Annotated in this window: 15 protein-coding genes; 14 read left to right on the top strand and 1 reads right to left on the bottom strand. The window is 35.7% G+C overall.

All coding sequences use genetic code 11. The annotated features are described in order from the left end of the window. Positions 1-14 precede the first annotated feature (14 nt). From CACET_RS12025 to CACET_RS12015, 3 genes are all read left to right on the top strand, one after another. Positions 15-803, top strand: coding sequence for a carbohydrate ABC transporter permease (locus tag CACET_RS12025; protein ID WP_242849908.1), 789 nt, complete (start codon positions 15-17; stop codon positions 801-803). A 71-nt stretch (positions 804-874) separates the two neighbouring features. Further along, positions 875-1975, top strand: coding sequence for an ABC transporter ATP-binding protein (locus CACET_RS12020; protein ID WP_044824821.1), 1101 nt, complete (start codon positions 875-877; stop codon positions 1973-1975). A 92-nt stretch (positions 1976-2067) separates the two neighbouring features. After that, a complete protein-coding gene (locus CACET_RS12015) occupies positions 2068-2595 on the top strand; it encodes a DUF2284 domain-containing protein (protein WP_158386051.1) in 528 nt (175 codons plus the stop codon). A 237-nt stretch (positions 2596-2832) separates the two neighbouring features. Here CACET_RS12015 and CACET_RS12010 read toward each other — a convergent pair whose 3' ends face one another. Beyond that, the gene (locus tag CACET_RS12010) at positions 2833-5415 is read right to left on the bottom strand and encodes a RyR domain-containing protein (protein WP_044824822.1); all 2583 of its coding nucleotides are present in this window, start codon (positions 5413-5415) and stop codon (positions 2833-2835) included. A gap of 419 nt (positions 5416-5834) precedes the next feature. Between CACET_RS12010 and tnpA the strand changes: the two genes are divergently transcribed. The 11 genes from tnpA (at position 5835) to CACET_RS11955 (ending at position 20420) form a co-directional block, all read left to right on the top strand. Further along, positions 5835-6233 (top strand): IS200/IS605 family transposase, encoded by a 399-nt coding sequence (tnpA, locus tag CACET_RS12005; protein WP_044826404.1) that lies wholly within the window; start codon positions 5835-5837, stop codon positions 6231-6233. A gap of 4 nt (positions 6234-6237) precedes the next feature. Then, complete coding sequence (locus tag CACET_RS12000) at positions 6238-7335, top strand: RNA-guided endonuclease InsQ/TnpB family protein (protein ID WP_201774978.1); 1098 nt, start codon at positions 6238-6240, stop codon at positions 7333-7335. A gap of 71 nt (positions 7336-7406) precedes the next feature. Further along, entirely contained in the window at positions 7407-8405 is a 999-nt protein-coding gene (locus tag CACET_RS11995; RefSeq protein ID WP_082058228.1) for a sigma-54 interaction domain-containing protein, read from the top strand. A gap of 581 nt (positions 8406-8986) precedes the next feature. Then, positions 8987-10435, top strand: a complete 1449-nt coding sequence (locus CACET_RS11990) for an alanine/glycine:cation symporter family protein (RefSeq protein ID WP_044825328.1) — start codon at positions 8987-8989, stop codon at positions 10433-10435. Between the two features lie 309 nt (positions 10436-10744). Beyond that, a complete protein-coding gene (locus CACET_RS11985; protein WP_044825329.1) occupies positions 10745-12457 on the top strand; it encodes a YceG family protein in 1713 nt (570 codons plus the stop codon). A gap of 27 nt (positions 12458-12484) precedes the next feature. Then, positions 12485-13558: a toxic anion resistance protein gene (locus tag CACET_RS11980; RefSeq protein ID WP_044825330.1), complete on the top strand. Its 1074-nt coding sequence runs from the start codon at positions 12485-12487 to the stop codon at positions 13556-13558. A gap of 17 nt (positions 13559-13575) precedes the next feature. After that, positions 13576-14157, top strand: a complete 582-nt coding sequence (locus tag CACET_RS11975; RefSeq protein ID WP_044825331.1) for a TerD family protein — start codon at positions 13576-13578, stop codon at positions 14155-14157. A gap of 114 nt (positions 14158-14271) precedes the next feature. Continuing rightward, positions 14272-14880, top strand: a complete 609-nt coding sequence (locus CACET_RS11970) for a TerD family protein (protein WP_044825332.1) — start codon at positions 14272-14274, stop codon at positions 14878-14880. A gap of 38 nt (positions 14881-14918) precedes the next feature. After that, positions 14919-15500: a TerD family protein gene (locus CACET_RS11965; protein WP_044825333.1), complete on the top strand. Its 582-nt coding sequence runs from the start codon at positions 14919-14921 to the stop codon at positions 15498-15500. A gap of 178 nt (positions 15501-15678) precedes the next feature. After that, entirely contained in the window at positions 15679-18432 is a 2754-nt protein-coding gene (locus tag CACET_RS11960) for a calcium-translocating P-type ATPase, PMCA-type (protein ID WP_082058229.1), read from the top strand. Positions 18433-18815: 383 nt separating this feature from the next. Further along, complete coding sequence (locus CACET_RS11955; protein ID WP_044825334.1) at positions 18816-20420, top strand: ABC transporter substrate-binding protein; 1605 nt, start codon at positions 18816-18818, stop codon at positions 20418-20420. The last annotated feature ends 29 nt before the right edge of the window (positions 20421-20449 follow it).

Raw genomic sequence — 20449 nt, 5'->3', positions numbered from 1 at the left:
CATTGCGTAGAATGATGAATTTTGCTATATATTTTTTAGCTTTGGTATGGGTGATACCACTGTTGTGGATGGTTGTCACTGCCTTTCAACCAAAGCACTTAGCTACTACTTTGGACTTTCACATAGCTTTTACATTAGACAACTTTATCGGTGCGTGGGGGGCGGCTCCTTTCCTTCAGTATTATGTGAATACCTTTATCATCGTATTTGGAATTTTAGGGATACAGATAGTGACGGCTACCTTAGCGGCCTATGCCTTTGCTAGACTAGAATTTATAGGTAAAGATATTGTATTTATGTTGGTTTTGATTCAGCTAATGATTCCTACAGATATATTAATTTTTCCAAACTATCGAGTGTTAGCAGGACTTTCTTTGTTGGATACGAAGCTAGGGATTATGCTTCCTTACTTTGCAACAGCCTTCGGTATTTTTCTACTGAGACAAACCTTTAAAAGTATACCTTATGAATTAGAAGAAGCAGCAAAACTAGATGGATGCAACCTATTACAAAGGATTTGGCACATTTACGTGCCCTTAGCAAAACCGACTTATATTGCTTTTGGATTAGTCTCCGTCAGCCATCACTGGAATAATTTTTTATGGCCTCTTATCGTAACCAATTCTGTAGAAAACAGGCCATTAACTGTAGGTTTAGCTATCTTTGCTCAATCTTTTGAAACCGGTGCACAATGGGCGGAGGTAACCGCCGCTACCTTCTTGGTAATTTTTCCACTACTTTTAGCCTTCTTTGTTTTCCAGAGACAGTTTATTAGTAGCTTTATGCAGTCAGGAATTAAATAATAAAGGTCAGTATAATATTTAGAAGAGTTGCATGTAATGAATTTTTAGAGAATAGATAGGAGGAAGTCACATTGTCTGCTATTAAACTAGAAAATATTTATAAGCGTTACAGCAATGATGTAATTGCTGTTGATAATTTTAATCTACAGATCTCTGAAAAAGAATTCATCGTTTTGGTAGGCCCCTCTGGTTGTGGTAAGTCCACAACTTTGAGAATGATTGCTGGCTTAGAAAGTATCTCTGAAGGAAGTTTATATATAGGGGATCAAAAAGTAAATGACCAGCCTCCTAAGGAGAGGGATATCGCTATGGTATTTCAAAATTATGCCCTATATCCTCACATGAATGTATATGATAATATGGCCTTTGGTCTGAAGCTTAAAAAATATAACAAAGAAGAGATAAAGAGAAGGGTTAAACAAGCTGCTGTTATTTTAGATATAGAAAACTATCTTCATAGAAAACCTAAAGAATTATCAGGGGGACAGAGACAACGGGTGGCACTGGGGCGTGCTATAGTTAGGGAACCAAGGGTGTTTTTGATGGATGAACCTCTTTCTAATTTGGATGCTAAATTAAGGGTACAAATGCGTACTGAAATCAGTAAACTTCACAAAAAATTAGAAACAACATTTGTCTATGTTACCCATGATCAGGTGGAGGCTATGACAATGGCAGATAGAATTGTCATTATGAAGGAGGGGGTTGTACAGCAGATCGGTAAACCAAGTGAAGTATATGATTATCCAGCAAATATGTTTGTCGGAGGATTTATTGGTTCTCCTCCTATGAACTTTATAGAAGGAAAATTAGAAAAGAATCACTTGATACTTGGAAAACAGCAACTAGCTATTAGTCCAGTCCATCTAGAAAAACTAAAGACCTATAATGATAAAAAAATTATCTTGGGCATTAGACCGGAAGATATTCACCTTATGGTAAATTCCAGTGAGAGTAAATTTTATGAAAGTGTAGAGGCATTAATTGAGGTGAAGGAATTTTTAGGTTCTCAGCTCCATCTTCACTGCAGCATTAATGCTATCCCTATCATAGCAGCAATTGACGTGAAAAATAGCTTTTCTGCTGGAGAAAACGAAAAAGTTCAACTGAAGTTTGATATGGAAAAGGTTCACTTTTTTGATATAGATACCCACAAGAGGATAAGAGGATAAAGGACTATAACATTTTCATATGCTCCCTAAAAGTGTTAATATAGAATTATGATATTTTGACAATATTAAATATACTTTAGGGAGTGATGGCGATGGAAGGGATACAGTCAAAGGTAGATGGCTTTTTTCCTAAGAATAAGGAAATACCAGTAGAATCAATACAAATCAAAGAAGAGTTGAGAAAACTATGTGAAAAAAACCAATGTGGGTACTACAATAAAAACTGGACCTGTCCTCCGGCAGTAGGTTCTTTGGAGGAAGGAGAGAAACGGGTTAAAAAATATACCAAATTTATTCTTGTCTATGATGTCTATGAATTAAAAAGTAGTTTTGACTTGAAGGGTATGATGGCTGGTGCAAAAGACTTTAGTGATAGATTGTTAAAGCTTAAGAAGGAGATTGGCAATAGTACTAACTTTATGATGTTAGGGGCGGGAGGATGTAGACTCTGTGAGAAGTGTGCTTATATAGATGGGGAAGAGTGCAAAAGGCCAGAGGATGCTATCATTTCCTGTGAGGCCCATGGGATAGATGTCATGTCTCTGATGAAGCAACATGGACTGAAATATAATAATGGTGTAAATACTGTAACCTATATAGGGGGAGTACTTCACTCATAGGAAAAGATCTGAAGTGTCTAGATTCCGCTTATACATAAATGCTTCTAACCAAAGCAAATATAGGGAATCAGGTGAAGTGCTGATCCACCTGATTCCCTGATGCATCATCTTGCTAAAGGTAAGCTCACTTAGGCTTGAAGTCATCGTGATTTTATAGTAAGATCTTGCTATCTCAGAAGGCACAAAACTATGAAGCAGGAATCTCCCACTTCTATAAGTGGTGAGAGCGTTCAAAAATTAACCTAAGGCCTCACAATTCCGGGAAAAGGTCAGTTGTTCTATAGCAAAATTAGCATTTGCAAGGATTTCTGGCCAAATTTTAACGATTTGATATAGTTTCATTTTCTTTTCTTCAGGCAGTACATCCCATGATACAAGGGCTGGTTCTGTTTTTTTCTTATGATCCTTCACTGCACCATATTTCCAACCTGCTTCCTTTCTGTGTAAACTCCAGCGGGTATGTTCGTAGGCGGCTAAAATTTTCAATTCACTATCTGTAAATTCTTTTACAGGAGGTTTTTCTTTGACAGAAACAACATCGTAATTTATTTTCAATAAAGCGTCAGGAATATGTTTTGCTTGATCACGGCTACAGTCTTTGAGATACTCACTTAAATATTGCCATGGTTGAACAAAACAAGGATCAATTTCTTGATTGTCAGCATAAAGGGAAATATATTTTTCATGGGCTGCTATTGCAAGATTTTCTATTCTTTCACTATAAAACGAATCGTGCATCATGTGTCGTATAAATTGTTCTTCATCTACATGAAGTTTTAACTGTTCTCTGGAGGGTAAATGAGACTGCTCCCATTTCTTGGCTTCTGTTAACATACTCATCTCCAAGATCGCCTCCATAGATCTTGATTCATGTTTATATCTGGGAACCTTAAGTAATGCTCGTAACACACCGTTATCAATCTGAGCTTCTCCTTTATCATTGATAAGATGAGGAACTTTACGCTGTAAAAATGATCGTAACAGCATCGCTCTTCTAATAATGAATAATTGATCTGGTGCGTCATTTGTTTGATTAACACCTAGTATATTTACATATCCTCTAAGGCGGCTTACAAAATCAGGTCCTTTAGCATTTTTGAATTCCAATAAAAATTGTTTTTGCTGGTTCTCATCAGGAATATTTTTCCCCCAAAACTCCTTAAAGGTACTGGCTGTCCCACCAGCAAACACAAGGATGGCCTTCCCAATAGGATGAGTGGCTTCTCCTTCTCTGAAAACCCCATCCTGCATAGGTGCTAAAAAATATTTTAACCATCCCAGTTTTCCTTCAAAACTAGAATCAAACTCATCAAAAAACACTAGAGGAATCCGACCTTGCAGTGAATAATCTCTTACACGATGAAAAGCATTTATTAAGTCTGATGGAGAACGAAATTGAGACAAGTTAAAGTCCAGTTTCTTTATTAACTTTGGTGCAATGCTAGCTGCTATTTCAGTTACGCCAAAGGATTTTCCCGAACCAGGTGTTCCAAATATAGCAATAGAAAGGGGACGAACAGTATTTTTACTGGAGATATACTCCCACATAAGATTCTTGATGGATCGATAGCTTTCAATTTCCATTCTATCTACAGTTTTTAAGTTTCCAAACTGTGCTATAGGAATAAACTTAGCTACTCTTCCCTCCCCATTTTTAACAATATCATAAGCAATTTCTGCTAAATTAGCAGAACTTTTATCCTTAAGGATATACCAACAGGAGGAACAATTGATGCTGGAGGAACAGGGTATTTTCACATCCTGTACATGTTCTTTGTAAATAAAATGATTTTCGTTTTCTATAAAAATTGAAGCATGAGGGAAGGGGGACTCTTCAAGATTTTCACCAAAGCCTTTAATAAAATACTTGTGAGCGGCAACAATACCTTGACGTATACCATCATTAATAGATACAGATAGAGATGCCTTATTCACATTGTCAGCAACAATGCTTTGTGCTAATCCAGCAACAAAGCAAGAAGTAAGTCCATACATCTTGCCCTGATTTTCTTTAACAAAGCCTCCTTCAAACTCATCCGGCAGGAAGTATAAACGAGATTCTTTTACCCCGTCATTTCTATAATAGATAGCACCTTCAAGGCCAAAGGGCACAATAAGATGGTGACAGTTTGCAAGAAAGGCAAGGTTGGGACTATTATTAATTTGCCACAAAAAGTTTTGAGCGGTTTTTTCCCATGAAAGGCTTTTGCTGATATTAACCCCCTTTGAACGTAAATCATCGCTGTTGATTACTACGATTGTATTTTCAATATGATTTGTTTCTAAATGTCTCCAAAGTTTACTAGAACCGCTAGTATTATTGGTTTTATACAAAATAATCGGTGATTTTTCAGGAGATTGTATGGCTGAAGGCCAAAACTCAGCATTTAGATTAAAGCCATTATTTTCATCATCTATGATAACCATAGCAGCATTTTCATCATCATTGACGATAGGAAGAAATTTTGGGACACCAGACGAGGGACCTGTAAAGCCAAGAAAATGCTTCACACGATATACCTTTTCTTTATGTCTTCCATCACCATACTTTGGAAAAAGACTAAGCTCTGCTGTAGAACGCAGAAACTCTCCTGAAACATTTAATTCCATATCCTGAATTTTAGGTGCAAGAATACAAGCATCAGTAGATAACCCCACAAGTTCTGAAAGAAGCAAAGATTCTCCAGGCTTTAAAATATTGTGCACATTTAAATGGGTCTGCCAATTAAAGCCTTCATTATTTTGAGGATCGGTGATCCATTGAAGAGAATTGATACAAATATCACCGGTTACAACGATTTTTATATTTTTATTTTTCATATGTACACCACCTATGCTATTGATTAAACTTATATAATAATGTATACAGTATTTAATGTCAATATATTTTGAATTTTTTTTAAAATAAATTATATCTATGTTAATGCTTAGAGTCAGAGATCTTGTACCTTAATAGAAAGTTTGAGATAAATGCATAGATAAGACTAAATATAGGAAATTTAATATTTAGAATATTATTAAAGGTAGTAAGTGGCTTTAAAATTAAGCGAGGTAGTGATAAAATAATATGCATCAAAATACCTAAGCTTTGGAGGAAAAGTAGATGAACAATAATTTGAGGATATTAAATAAAGTTACAGTAAATTCGCCTGAAAGCCCACGGTTTCAATCGTGGGATGAAAGGCGTTTCTTTTAATCTTCTTGTTGCAGTTTCAGTTTAAAACTGATACTATAAATATATGGGACAAGATTATAGAAGAACACAAACAACAGTATCTTTAATAAACTATCATTTTGTTTTCTGTCCAAGGTACAGACGTAAAGTTCTAGTTGGAGAAGTTGAAATAAAATTTAAACAGCTTCTCAATGAGATTTGTAAAGACATTGAAATAGAAATTTTGGCAATAGAATGTGATAAAGACCACTGCCATCTTTTTGTCAATGCACTTCCTCATTTAAGTCCAGCAGACATAATGGCAAAAGTGAAAGGAGTGACTTCTCGATTATTAAGGCAGGAATTTAAACATCTGCGACATTTGCCAAGTCTTTGGACAAGAAGCTATTTTGTATCTACCGCAGGAAATGTATCAAGTGAAACTATAAAACGATATGTTGAAGAACAAAAAACAAGGGGGTGAAACAATGCAGATAACAGTAAAATTTAATATTATTTTGACAAAAGAACAAGTACAACTAATAGAATCTATATCAAAAGAATATATCCATACTGTTAATAGCCTTGTTTCATCTACGCTCCAATCAGAAGAAAGAGTAAAGCTATCATCTAAAGATGTTTTTGCAAATATGCCAAGTGCAGTGAAAAATCAATCTATTAGAGATGCCAAAAGTATCTGTACTAAGTACAAGAAAGCTATCAAGGCTAATTCCAAACTGCCTACTGATAAACAAAAAGTAATCAATGTAGCTACCCTTAAAAAACCTGTCTGTATATGGAATAATCAAAATTATTCACTTAAAGACGGTATTCTTAGTTTTCCCGTTATTATAGATGGGAAATCGCAGCGTATTCAAACTAGAACTATCATGACAGACTATCAGCTAAAACAACTAGAAGGTCATTTGGGAGCATTGCGTATAACTAAGAAAAGCAATAAATATATCGCTCAAATAAGTGTTGAAAAAGTATCTCATATAGTTAAAGGTGATGTTGTAATGGGTGTTGACTTAGGCCTAAAAGTTCCTGCTGTAGCTGTAACCGATTCAGGAAAAACGTTTTTTTTTGGAAACGGTAGGCAAAATAAATACGTCAAACGTAAATATAAAGCGAAACGTAAAAAACTTGGAAAAGCCAAGAAGCTTAAAGTCATTAAAAAGCTTGATGATAAAGAACAACGTTGGATGACAGACCAAGACCACAAAGTAAGTAGAGAAATAATTAATTTTGCAGTAAATAATAATGTTTCTGATATTCGGCTTGAAAAATTAACGAATATCAGAAACACGGCAAGAACAAGCCGTAAAAACGAAAAAAATCTACATACATGGTCATTCTATCGTCTAGCTCAATTCATAGAGTATAAGGCACTATTGAAGGGGATAAAGGTTGAATATGTTGATCCTAAATACACTTCTCAAATATGCCCTGAATGTAAGAAACTAAATAAAGCAAGAGATAGAAAATATAAATGCTCCTGTGGTTTTAAAACACATAGGGATAGAGTAGGTGCTATAAATATAATTAATGCACCTGTAGTAGATGGTAAAAGTCTACTAGCCTAGGGTACTATATGTACTGCTCTAGGAGGGGTAATGGCATACCCTAAGCTTGAGGTCATACTCCGATAGCAGAAATGTACTTCGGTTTAATCACTCAAGAATCCCACTGCTTTAGCTGTGGGAGTGTCAATGATTTGCCAACGCCAAACTATTTTCTTGAATCAAGAAATAGAGCATTTAATAAAGCCTTAGATTTAGCTTCCAGAGCAGCAGATAGCAATTCTTCTATTTTGCTTCTTGGAGAATCTGGGGTTGGTAAAGAAGTTTTTGCAAACTATATCCACCATCTTAGTTCAAGAAAAGATAATGCTTTTGTGGCAGTAAATTGTCATGCTTTTTCTGAATACTTACTGCAATCAGAACTATATGGACATGAAAAGGGTGCCTTTACTGGAGCTTATGAGAAAAGAATTGGAAGAATCGAAGAAGCCCACGGGGGAACGCTGTTTTTAGACGAAATTGGTGATACAACATTAGATGTACAATTAAACCTTTTAAGAGTATTAGACAATAAAAAGATTGCAAGAATTGGTTCTAATGTATTAATGGATATAGATTTTAGGTTAATTTGTGCTACCAATAGAGATATTAAGCAGCGTATTGAAGAGAAAAAGTTTCGAGAAGACTTTTATTATAGAATTAGTACTATTGTTATCAACATTCCTTCCTTAAGAGAGAGAAAAGAGGATCTTAGAAGATTGATAGATTACTTTATTTTTAAGTATGCTGTGGAGCTTAAAAAGGATATCTTCAATATAGAGGTTGAGGCCTTAAGTGCTTTGATGAATTACAATTATCCTGGAAATATTAGAGAATTAAAAAATATCATAGAACGTCTGGTAGTTCTTTCAAGAGATGGCATGATTAGTATAAAAGATATATCAGAGGAAATATATATTAATCCATCAAGTCCTCTGCTTCTTAAAGATGTTAGAGCAGCTGCCGAGAAGAAACACATAGAAAAGATGTTATCCCTCAATGATTTTAATATGACCAGTACAGCGGAACAACTAGGAATTAGCAGAAGACAGTTGTTTAATAAAATTAATGAATATAGCATTTATAAACATTAATCATAGGCGTTAACTTAATACGATTATTACTAAAATCCTCTTACACTGTCATCCTGAGCGTAGCGAAGGATCTTGGAGTAGCCAAGGATTTTACCAACACTAAGATCCTTCGATTCCGCTTTGCTCCACTCAGGATGACAAATTATGGCTTAAGTTAAGGCTATGAAACATTAATATATTCTATAAAAAACAGCCTGGTGGCATATGTAACTTATGGCACCAGGCTGTTTTTTTATATGCAGCATATCACAAGCATTAACTTAATACAGCTATTTCCAAAATTCTGTGGAACAGTCATTTTGTCAATTCTAAGATCCTTCGACTCCGCTTTGCTCCTCTCAGGATGACAAATTATGTTATGGTTTAGGTTAACACTAATGTGTAGCATATACAAACATAAGATACAGAAATAATAAATGAGAAAAAAATTTCTCGTCATAGGAAATAAAATTCCCGCTATTTGTGATAATTTTTTATCAATTCCTAAAATTTTAGCATTAATATATTTGGCATGGAACTTGCAATACATAATTGAGCTATCATATAAACATTATATTACAACTAGGGAGGAGAATTAAAACATGGAAGCAATTTTAAATGCGTTAAATGACATTATCTGGTCCCAATGGTTAGTATGGCTTTGTCTAGGTGCGGGGGTATATTTTTCAGTGCTTATGAAGTTTCCGCAAGTACGTCTTTTCAAGGACATGGTAGGGCAATTATTTAGTGGAGAAAGTTCGGATTCGGGGGTATCTTCTTTCCAGAGTTTCGCTATGGCTTTAGGAGGACGTGTTGGTACTGGTAATATTGCTGGGGTTGCCTCTGCTATAGGTTTTGGGGGTCCTGGTGCGGTATTTTGGATGTGGGCAATTGCCTTCCTAGGTGCAGGTTCTGCTTATGTTGAGGCAGCATTAGCTCAGGTTTGGAAGGAAGAAATGAATGGGGAATATCGTGGAGGTCCTTCTTATTTTATTGAAAAAGGATTAGGACAAAAATGGTATGCCATGATCTTTGCAGTAGCTGCAGTGATATCCATGGGCTTCTTCTTACCAGGAATTCAAGCCAACAGTATTGCAAACTCTATGGACAATGCATTTGGTGTTAGTCCTGTGATCACAGGTTTAATCGTATCAGCTTTATTAGGTCTTATCATTTTCGGAGGGGTAAAACGTATCGGTAAAGCAGCGGAGCTGATTGTACCCTTTATGGCGATTGCATATATTATTGTTGCATTAATTATTATCGTAATGAACATTGCACAAATTCCTAGCATCCTTGCTCTTATCTTCTCATCAGCATTTAGTACAAAAGCTGCCTTTGGTGCTATTATAGGTCAAGCGATTATGTGGGGAGTTCGAAGAGGAATTTATTCAAATGAAGCTGGTCAAGGAACAGGTCCTATGGCTGCTGCAGCAGCAGAAGTAAGCCATCCTGCAAAACAAGGTTTAGTACAAGCATTCTCAGTTTATGTTGACACATTATTTGTATGTTCAGCAACTGCCTTTATGATCTTAATTACTGGTTCTTATAATGTAGCTGATGGTGCAGGTGGTTTCCTAGCGGAAAACCTTCCAGGAGTAAACCCAGGTCCAGCTTTTACTCAGGCAGCAGTGGGAACCTTAATGCCAAGGTTTGGTGGGGCATTCGTAGCGATTGCACTATTCTTCTTTGCCTTTACAACCCTAATGGCGTATTACTACTATGCTGAGGTAAATGTTGCTTATGTAACAAGGAACTTCAAAAATCATAAATTGATCTTCAATATTACCCGTGTAACGTTGTTGGTGATGACATTTATTGGTGCTATTAATTCAGCAGGTACTGTTTGGGCCTTAGGTGATGTAGGGGTAGGGGTAATGGCGTGGTTAAATATTATCGCGATTATTCTTCTTACAAAACCAGGGATAGCAACTCTTAAAGATTACGAAGAACAAAAAGCTAAAGGTATAGACCCTGTGTTTGATCCTAAGAAATTAGGTATTAAAAATGCAGATCTATGGAATAAAATAAACGGTAAAGTAAAAGCATAAAAAAGCAATTAAATTAGTATAATTACTATTAAAGTAAAGTAATCTTTGTATAATATTGGCATTTATTTAATTTATAAAATCCCAAGATTCCTCATTGTATAATAGGAGTTTTGGGATTTTGTATTTTAAATGAAGTATAGACTATCACTAGAAACGATGAAGAAAAGGTAGCTCCCTCAATATGTTAATCAAAGGGAGAAGTCCAAAAAATATTGAAAAATACAAACACTATGGGTATAATGAGTATATAAGTAAAATAATATAATACGCTAATAAATGTATATATCAAATGTATAGTAGGTACTTTCAATGGAGCAAGATATTAAGACAGAGGAGGATTCCCTGTTATATTTGTTAGACCGAAAAGGTGGTGAAAGGGCGTTTTGTGCCCCCAGTATGAGTCAAGCAGAATTTGCTCATCTTGCACTAAATACAATTAGTGCAGAGGCCAAAGACATTTTTGAAGATATTTTTACTCTGCCCAAAGAGAGAAGAGGTTTTGCAGCAAACCATAGGTTGATGGTAACACCTATCTATTTTTATCGTATTATCGGTGTAGAAGACAGGCAGAGTTATAAAGAAAAGCTTTTATTGCTTAACGAGAAATTATTGCAGCAGCACAAGCTATATTTAAAGGTAGATGATCACTTTGACAAGTCGATAGATCCTAAAATGGTCCAAAAAATAGTGCCTCATTGGATATGTAGTGAAAAATTAGGTCTGCAAAATGGAAAAAAAGTTGTAGAAGGTACTTTGAAAAAAGGGATACTTTCTGATATTGGCGAAACAAAACAGCAGTTGATTAAAGATAAGCTAGCAATTCTGCTGGATATATTTATGAAAAATCAGAGAAATATGAATATTATTAAAAACTTCTACATCAAAATCCTTTACTGGATAGAAAAATATGCTTTATCCCTTATACAGGCATATGAGTATGGAAAAGTAAATCCGAAAGTATTGTTTTATGGGGATATTCAAAGGGACGAAGTCTATTTTCTTATTTTTCTTTCTCTAATAGGCTGTGATATTCTCTATTTCAATCCTCAAGATGCAAGCAAGTTTGATGAGGTGCAGGAAAGCAACATCTACTCAAAACTTTTGGAGTATGATGAAAAAATGGATCTGATTCCTTTTCCACAGTTACCAAAGGGGCATCGACAAGAAACTGTTGCCCGTAGGGCTTCTGTAGAAATTGATAGAATATTGCACACAGAGGAGGGGGGCCTTTATCGTCCTTGGCAGTTTGAAGATTATAAATTATTTTCTACTCCACTACAAACCACCTACGAAGAGCTTTTTATATTATGGAAAGAACAGGCTCGTTTTCGGCAAGGCTTCAAGGTAGAAACCGGCAGCGTTTATATTCCTAATATTTTTGCTAAAATTAGTGGGACGGCTACAGACATCAACGAGTATTTAGTAAATCTTAACAAACTAAAGGACAATGGAGATATGGGTATCCTCATCGATAAAATCCCCATATATCCGTCACGAGGCTATGCCCTCAGCTCAGGGATTTTTGATAAAGAAGGTAAGCTCAATAGGGAGAGAATAAAGTGTCTACCAGAATATCGCTTTGGCTATTTGCGTAGTGCAGTACAGGATTTGATCTTAGATAAAATCGATGAGTTAGTAAGCCAAGAAGACTTTTTTGTGTTTCCTATGACGCCTCAATTAAAGGCAAAGTGTTTGTATACAATCCTTACTTTGGAGAAGAAATATTTGGATTTGCTGCAAAAGTTTGATTATCCTCACCAATTGCCTAAGCTGGTAATCTTTGATGGGGATGAAGGTACTTTTACACAGGAGGACCTAATTGTAATAGGATTTTTGCATTTTTCGGGCTTTGATATCGTAATTGTAACTCCTACGGGTTATAATAATATTGAAAATGGTATAAACTGTTATTATTATGATATTCATAAACTAGAAAATTTTACTTTTGACTTAGACTTTCATGGACAAGCAGAAAACAAAAAAAACAATGGTTTTAAGAAAATCTTATCAAGATTTTTTTAAAACTGGGATGGCTAGGGGGAAAAGTTGATGAATGAATTATTAGAAGTACAAGAAGTAGATTTAGATAAAAAAGCAGGTGAAGTGGCATTAAAACTAAAGAAATCACCAGAGGTTCAAAAAATAGCTAATGAGCTGGATGTTCGCAATGCTCAAGCAATTATGTCCTTTGGGCAGGAAACAGCTGTAGAAATTTCAAAGTTTAGTGACCGCATTTTATCTTCCATCAGTAACTCTTCTGTAGAGGATAGTGGAAAAATGCTTCAGCAACTGAATGCAATTATGGGAAAATTTGATCCCAAGGATTTTTCAGAAGGAAAGCAAGGCTTTATCAGTAAAATCTTTAATAAAGTTAAAAATGATATTAGCCGTTTGCTAGAAAAATATCAAACCATGGATAAGGAAATATCTAAGATTTATGTAGAGATTAAAAAGTATGAAAGTGAAATTAATCAAACCAATTTAATGTTAGAAGAGATGTTCGAACAAAATATCATGTACTATGAAAACCTAGAAAAATATATAAAGGCTGGGGAAATTGTTATTCATAAGATGAAAAATTACATTATCCCAGAACTTGAGAAACAGGCAGCATCTGGAGAACAAATGGATGCCATCAATCTTCAAAATGGACATCAAGCCCTAGAAATGGTGGAACAACGGGTACATGATTTGGAAATGGCAAAAATGGTTGCTTTGCAAACTGCTCCACAGATTAAATTAATCCAAAAAGGAAATTATAATCTTCTTAGAAAAATTGGCAGTGCCTTTGTTATCACGATTCCTGTTTTTAAATCTGGATTAATTCAAGCCATTGCCATTAAAAGACAAAAAATACAAGCGGATGCTATGCGGGCATTAGATGAAAAAACCAATGAAATGTTATTGAAAAATGCTCAAAATATTGCTGGACAATCTGCAGAAATTGCCCAGTTGACATCAGGCTCTAGCATTAAGATAGAAACCCTTGAACAAACCTTTGAAACTATCATGAAGGGAATTGACGATACAAGACAAATTCAAGAGGAAAATAGACAAAATAGAGAATCCTCAAAACAAAGACTATTGGAATTACAAAAACAATTAGAGAGTAAAAATTACTAGGGAAGGAAGAGATTATTATGGCAATTAGTTTAAAAAAAGGGGAAAAAGTAGATCTTACGAAGGGAAATCCCGGTCTATCAAAGGTAGTTGTGGGACTTGGATGGGATATCAATAAATATGATGGCGGATTTAATTTTGATTTAGATGCTGCGGCCTTTCTGCTTGGAGATTCGGGGAAAGTAAGAAGTGATGCAGACTTTATCTTTTACAATAATTTAAAGGATGCATCAGGAGCCATTGTCCACCAGGGGGACAATCTTACAGGAGAAGGCGATGGAGATGATGAACAGGTTTCTATAGATCTTAGCAATGTTCCATCAGATATCCAAAAAATTGCTTTTACAGTAACGATTCATGATGCAGAAAATCGAGCACAAAATTTTGGACAGGTATCCAATGCTTTTATTCGTGTATTTAAACAAGAAAATGAAGAAGAACTTATCCGCTATGATCTTTCAGAAGACTTTAGTATTGAAACTGCTGTTGTGGTAGGAGAACTTTATCGCCATGGGGCAGAGTGGAAGTTCAATGCCATAGGCAGTGGTTTTTATGGAGGTCTTGCTGCTCTTTGTAGAAATTTTGGTGTAAATGTAGGCTAATACAAGAAAAAAATGACAAAAATTTGCATTTTCAAGATAATTGCACTAAAATAGAAGAGGAAGAAACAAATCATCTAGAATTCCCAGATTTTATTCTAGGAAGGAGGAAACAATTTGTCAATTAACTTGCAAAAAGGCCAACGTGTCGACTTAACCAAGGGAAACAAAGGACTATCAAAAATTATGGTTGGATTAGGCTGGGATCCAGTGGAACAGCCAAGAGGGGGAGGCTTACTGAACGCTCTATTTGGAGGGGGAAAGGCCCCTGAAATAGACTGCGATGCCTCTGTATTGATGCTAAATGAACAGGGTAGACTAGTGTCAAACAAAAACTTAATTTACTTTGGCAACTTAAAGAGTGGGTGTGGAAGTGTAAAACATGCAGGAGATAACTTAACTGGCGGTGGCGATGGAGATGATGAGGAAATTTTTGTTGAACTAAACAAAGTGCCATCAGATATCCATAAATTATTTTTTGTGGTAAACATTTATGATTGTATTCGCCGTAAACAAGACTTTGGCATGATTAATAATGCATTTATACGCTTAGTAAACTTAGATAACAAACAAGAACTCATCCGTTATAACCTAACAAACAGCTATAGTGGAAAGACTGCCTTAATGGTAGGAGAGATCTATCGTGATGGAGCAGAGTGGAAATTTGTGGCTGTTGGTGAAGGTACCAATGACGCTTCTCTAGGAGAAATTGTTAAACGATTTTAATCAAAAAATACTAGAATATTTTTAGAAAGGGGAAGAATATGAGTATTAATTTATCAAAGGGACAAAAAATTGACTTAACAAAGGGAAACCCAGGACTAAAAAAAGTGATGGTAGGCTTAGGTTGGGATACTAATAAATACTCAGGAGGCTACGATTTTGACTTGGATGCTTCTGCGTTTTTATTAGGTAGCAATGATAAGGCACAAAATGACAAGGATTTTATCTTTTACAATAATTTAGAAGGACCAAACCAATGTGTTGTCCATACTGGTGATGACTTAACAGGGGGTAGCGGCGGAGATGATGAGCAGATCCTTATAGAGTTCTCTAAAATCCCTAACCACATTGAAAAAATTGCTATTACAGTTACGATTCATGATGCGGAACAAAGAGCACAAAATTTTGGACAAGTATCCAATGCCTTTGTACGTTTAGTGGATGAAGAAACAGGTAAAGAGATCCTTCGATATGATTTAGCAGAAGAATTCTCTATTGAAACTGCTTTGGTCTTCTGCGAACTATACAAAAGCGGTAATGACTGGAAGTTTAGTGCAGTAGGAAGCGGATTTTTTGGTGGTTTAGCAGCTCTTTGCAAAAACTATGGACTACAGGTAGGCTAGACACAAAATATAAAAGTATTTCTAATGGAGTAGCAGCTTGTATCATACAAGTTGCTCTCTTGATGTTTAAGGAACTTTACACCATAATCTACTACACATGGGGAATATAGGTGTGTTTTCCTAATAGTTTGTATCTGATGAAGGGTTAAACTAGTTAATCGAATGAGGAGATGAAAAAATGAAATACCAAATGAATGGATTGGATGCAGAAGCTGTCAAGAAATCTAGAGAAAAACACGGCAGCAATCAGCTAACTCCTGTAGAAGCAGAAAGTTTTTGGGATAAGCTAAAGGGGAATTTTGAGGACCCAATTATAAAAATCCTCATCGTAGCCCTAGGAATTAACTTGCTGTTTTTCTTTTTGGGTCATACTGAGTGGTACGAATCCTTAGGGATTGCTATTGCAGTATTGTTAGCCACTTGTGTTGCTACCTGGTCTGAATATACCAATGAAGAATCCTTTCAAAAGCTACAGGAAGATGCTTCTAAGATCAAATGCAAAGTTTTTAGAGAAGGTTTGATTCACGAGGTTTTTATCGATGAGATTGTTGTAGGGGATTTGGTTTTACTACAATGTGGTGATAAAATTCCTGCCGATGGAAAGCTTCTAGAAGGAAATGTAAAGGTAGATCAAGCTTCTTTAACAGGGGAAGCAAAGGAAATAAATAAACAAGCTGTGCCTAAAAATTTTAAGGAAGATAAAAGAGACACAGATTTAAGTAATCCCTATGATGTCTATCGTGGAACAGTAGTAGTATCAGGAGAAGGTATTTTAAAGGTAGAAGTAGTAGGAGACAAAACCTTCTATGGTAATTTAGCACAAGAAATGCAGGTAGATGATAGAGAGTCCCCATTGAAGGTGAAATTAGGTGCTTTGGCAGAAGGAATCAGTAAGTTTGGTTATATTGGCGGGGTATTTATCGCTATATCCTTTATGTTTAAGAAGATTGTGATAGATAATGGATTCGATATGGGAGAGATCAGCCTATATCTGTCTAACTGGCAAAACCCTGTAAATGATCTAGTAACTGCTGTGATTTTAGCGATTGTTATTATTGTTGTGGCGGTGCCAGAGGGACTACCAATGATGATTGCTATGGTATTATCTTTGAACATGAGAAAACTACTAAAGGATAATATTCTTGTAAGAAAGTTGATCGGTATTGAAACGGCTGGAAGTCTTAACATTCTTTTTTCTGATAAAACAGGAACCATTACAAAGGGACAACTTGAGGTAGTCACCTTTATTGCAGGAGAAAACCAGGAGTACAGTACCTTTGATGAAATTCCTAAGAACTTAGCTAACTTATTAAATCTTTCCTTAAGAAAAAATACCAATGCCCTTATTAAAGAAGCTGAAAAAGGATGCGATCTTCAGGTGATTGGTGGTAATATTACTGAAAGGGCCTTACTACACTTTGTTTCTTGCAGCGATCGAAAAGAAACAGAGATAGAAGTACTAAAAACCATTCCCTTCAGTAGTGAAAATAAGTATTCTGCTACAGAAATTAAAGGGGAAAAGAATTTAACCTTGATTAAGGGAGCAGCTGAGAAAATTTTAGACAAATGTTTATACTATTATGATGAAAATGGCAACAAAGAAAAACTACAGCATAGAAATGCCTTAGAAGAAAAGATTGATGCATTGGCTCAAAAATCTATAAGAATTGTTGCTATCGCCATCACAGAGGAAGCCTTAAATGAGGATGCTGATTTTAAGGAAATGACTTTGGTTGGAGTTATAGGTATAAGAGATGATTTAAGATTAGAGTCTGCCAGTGCTATTAAAGAAGCTATGGATGCCGGTATACAGGTAGTAATGATTACAGGAGATAGAAAAGAAACTGCCATGGCTATTGCAAAGGATGCAGGACTTTTAAGGAAAGAAGAGGACCTGATATTTACCTCTCAAGAGATTCAGCAGTTGACAGATGAGGATTTAAAAGCATTACTTCCTAATATTAGGGTAATTGCTAGAGCATTGCCAACAGATAAGTCAAGGTTGGTGAAAATTGCACAGGAACTAGATCTTGTTGTAGGAATGACGGGAGATGGTGTGAATGATGCACCAGCTTTAAAACGTGCAGATGTAGGCTTTGCTATGGGTAGTGGAACAGAAGTAGCCAAGGAAGCAGGAGATATCGTTGTATTAGATGATAATTTTTTATCTATCACAAAATCTGTGCTATATGGAAGAACAATTTTTCATAGTATTCGTAGATTTGTCGTATATCAGTTAACGGTAAATGTAGCGGCTATATTAATTGCCTTTTTAGGACCATTTATTGGTGTAGACTTACCATTATCCATGACACAGATGCTTTGGGTAAACCTAGTGATGGATACATTGGCGGCACTAGCCTTTGGTGGGGAAGCTGCTTTAAAGAAGTATATGAAGGAAGCACCTAAGAGAAGAAGTGAGTCTATTATCAACAAGGATATGTGGAGTTCTATTCTGATCAATGGTGGTTTTATTGCTGCGATGGGTATTTGGTTTTTAAAATCCAGTACAATCAAGTCTCTTTTTAGAGTAGGTCCTACTGGTAATGAGGAGATTTACTTTTTAACAGGCTTCTTTGCCTTCTTTATCTTCTTAAATGCTTTTAATACCTTTAATGCTAGAACCACGGAAATAAATCTCTTCAAAAATATTACAAAAAACCGTGACTTCTTAAGGGTTGTAGCCTTGATTTTTGGCGTTCAAATTCTATTCACCTACTTTGGAGGAGAAGTATTAAGAACTGCAGGATTAAACCTACAGGAATGGATATATGTTACGATGATGGCTGTACTCGTTATTCCTTTAGACCTGATGAGAAAACTTCTTCGTGACTATGTAATAAAACCAGAAGATGCTGGCAAAAACCCAGGAGGAACACAGGAGTTAGTACAAGAAGTACTAGGGTCAGATCAAGAGAAAAATGTAGGATAAAAACCAATAAAAAAGACTCAAGCACTGCTGAGGACAGCATGCTTGGGTCTTTCTGTTTATAAAAATATTCTAAATCTTTAAAAATAAAACTTGCAAAAATTGTAGAAGCTTGTTATTATTATAACAAAGGATAACATGAAGTTATCAAGTACATGGTTAGCTAGCATTTTAAGAAGTTTTTAAAAAAGATACAACTAAAAAAATATTGTTTTGAAACTAAAACCACGAAGGTTTTATTCTTCCTAAGAAGAGGGGGATAAAATTTGGCGTGGTTTTTTATTTTCATTCTTAAGTATTTTTTAGGGGGTGATCTGAGATATTTAGAGTGTTGTATGAAGTAGGATAAAAAAATGATTGAATAATAAGTGGGGGGATTGGAACAAATGATATTCAACAAAAAAACTAGAAATTTGGCAATACTGTTAATTTTTATGATGGTAATAGGGGTATTGGCAGGATGCACCGAGACAAAACCAACGGAGACAGAGGCGGATAACCAAGAAGTAGATGCAAGTAATGAGGCGGTTAGCCAAACCTTAGTATTAGGAGCCCAAAATGACTTTAAGAGTGCTTCAGAAGCTGCCAGCTTGGTTTTTGATTTCATGACGGCTTTTGAAGAAAATATGGATATCTCTTCAGAACTTTCTTCAGCACTAGTGAAAAGCTGGGAAATCAAGAATGATGGAGCAACCTATATTCTTCACCTTCAAGAAGGTGTAAAATTCCACAACGGTGAAGATTTTAACGCAGAAGTAGCCAAATTTTCTATCGAATACTGGGGACCTTATGCAAATGCAAATTATCCTAAATATTTAAAAGAGATCAAGGTTGTAGATGATACTACTTTAGAGGTAAACTTTCACAAAACATTTTCTCCATTTTTAATGGAACTAGGTGGAATTAGAGCAACACTACCAGATACAGTAGATGATAAGGGTATTGTTGTAGACTGGCAGGGAACAGGTCCTTTTGTTCTAAAGGATTATACAAAAGATCAAAAGGCGGTTTTAGAACTAAATACGGACTATTGGAATAAGGAAAAGATGCCTACCCTTCAAGAAGTTGTGTGGCAAGCCATTCCAAATGAAAACTCTAGAGTTATGGCCCTAAAAAGTGGACAAGTAGATGCCATTGGTTTAACAGAACACCACATCAGTATGCCTTATGCAGTAGTAGGTGAATTAGAAAACACTTCTGGAATTAAGGTTTTAAAACCTACAGAAGAATATCTTAGTACCACAGAGACTTATGTCTTCAACTACAAAAAAGGACTTTTGGTGGACTTGAATTTAAGAAAAGCTATTGTACATGCTATTGATCGAGAAACCTTAACAGCAAAACTATTACATAATGTTCCTACCCCTACAGGTCATTTTGTCCTTCCAGCATATATCGATGGGCCTAAAAATGTTGAAGAGTACAGCTATAATACAACGGTGGCAAAAGCAGCATTAGAAGCTGCCGGTTATAAGACCACCAATGCAAGTGGTATCGTAGAAAAAGATGGAAAACCTCTACAGCTTACTTTACTAGCTAGAAATGACCAGACTGCAAGAGACGTAGCGGTGTATCTACAATCCAACTTAAAGGAAGTTGGCATTGACGTAGTAATCGATTCAGTTGATAGAAGCATTTTTGATGAGAAGGCAAAAAGCGGAGAATTTGATATTGCATTTACCCATGCATGGACGGTACCTCCAGTACGTTATATGCAGTGGAGAGGACTGAGTGATAGCTACGATGTCAATGGTATAGGTTTTAAGGTTGACCCTAAAATCGATGGCTTAGTAGAAACTGTTATAACTGCTACAGATAAAAAAGATCATGATCAAGCTTGGGAAGAAATATGGGAAACAATCTATAACTTTTATCCAGGAACATCTCTTTTCGTAAGAGCCAGGGTACTTGCCCATAAAGACAATATCAGCGGCCTTTATTTCCACCCTAGATCACAGACTATTGATTTAAGCAATGTTGTAATTAACTAAGAAAGTATAGATGTTCCCAGTATCCGTCG

Source organism: Clostridium aceticum, assembly GCF_001042715.1.
GTDB classification, from domain to species: Bacteria; Bacillota; Clostridia; order Peptostreptococcales; family Natronincolaceae; genus Andreesenella; species Andreesenella acetica.
This window is presented reverse-complemented; position numbering and strand designations above follow the sequence as displayed.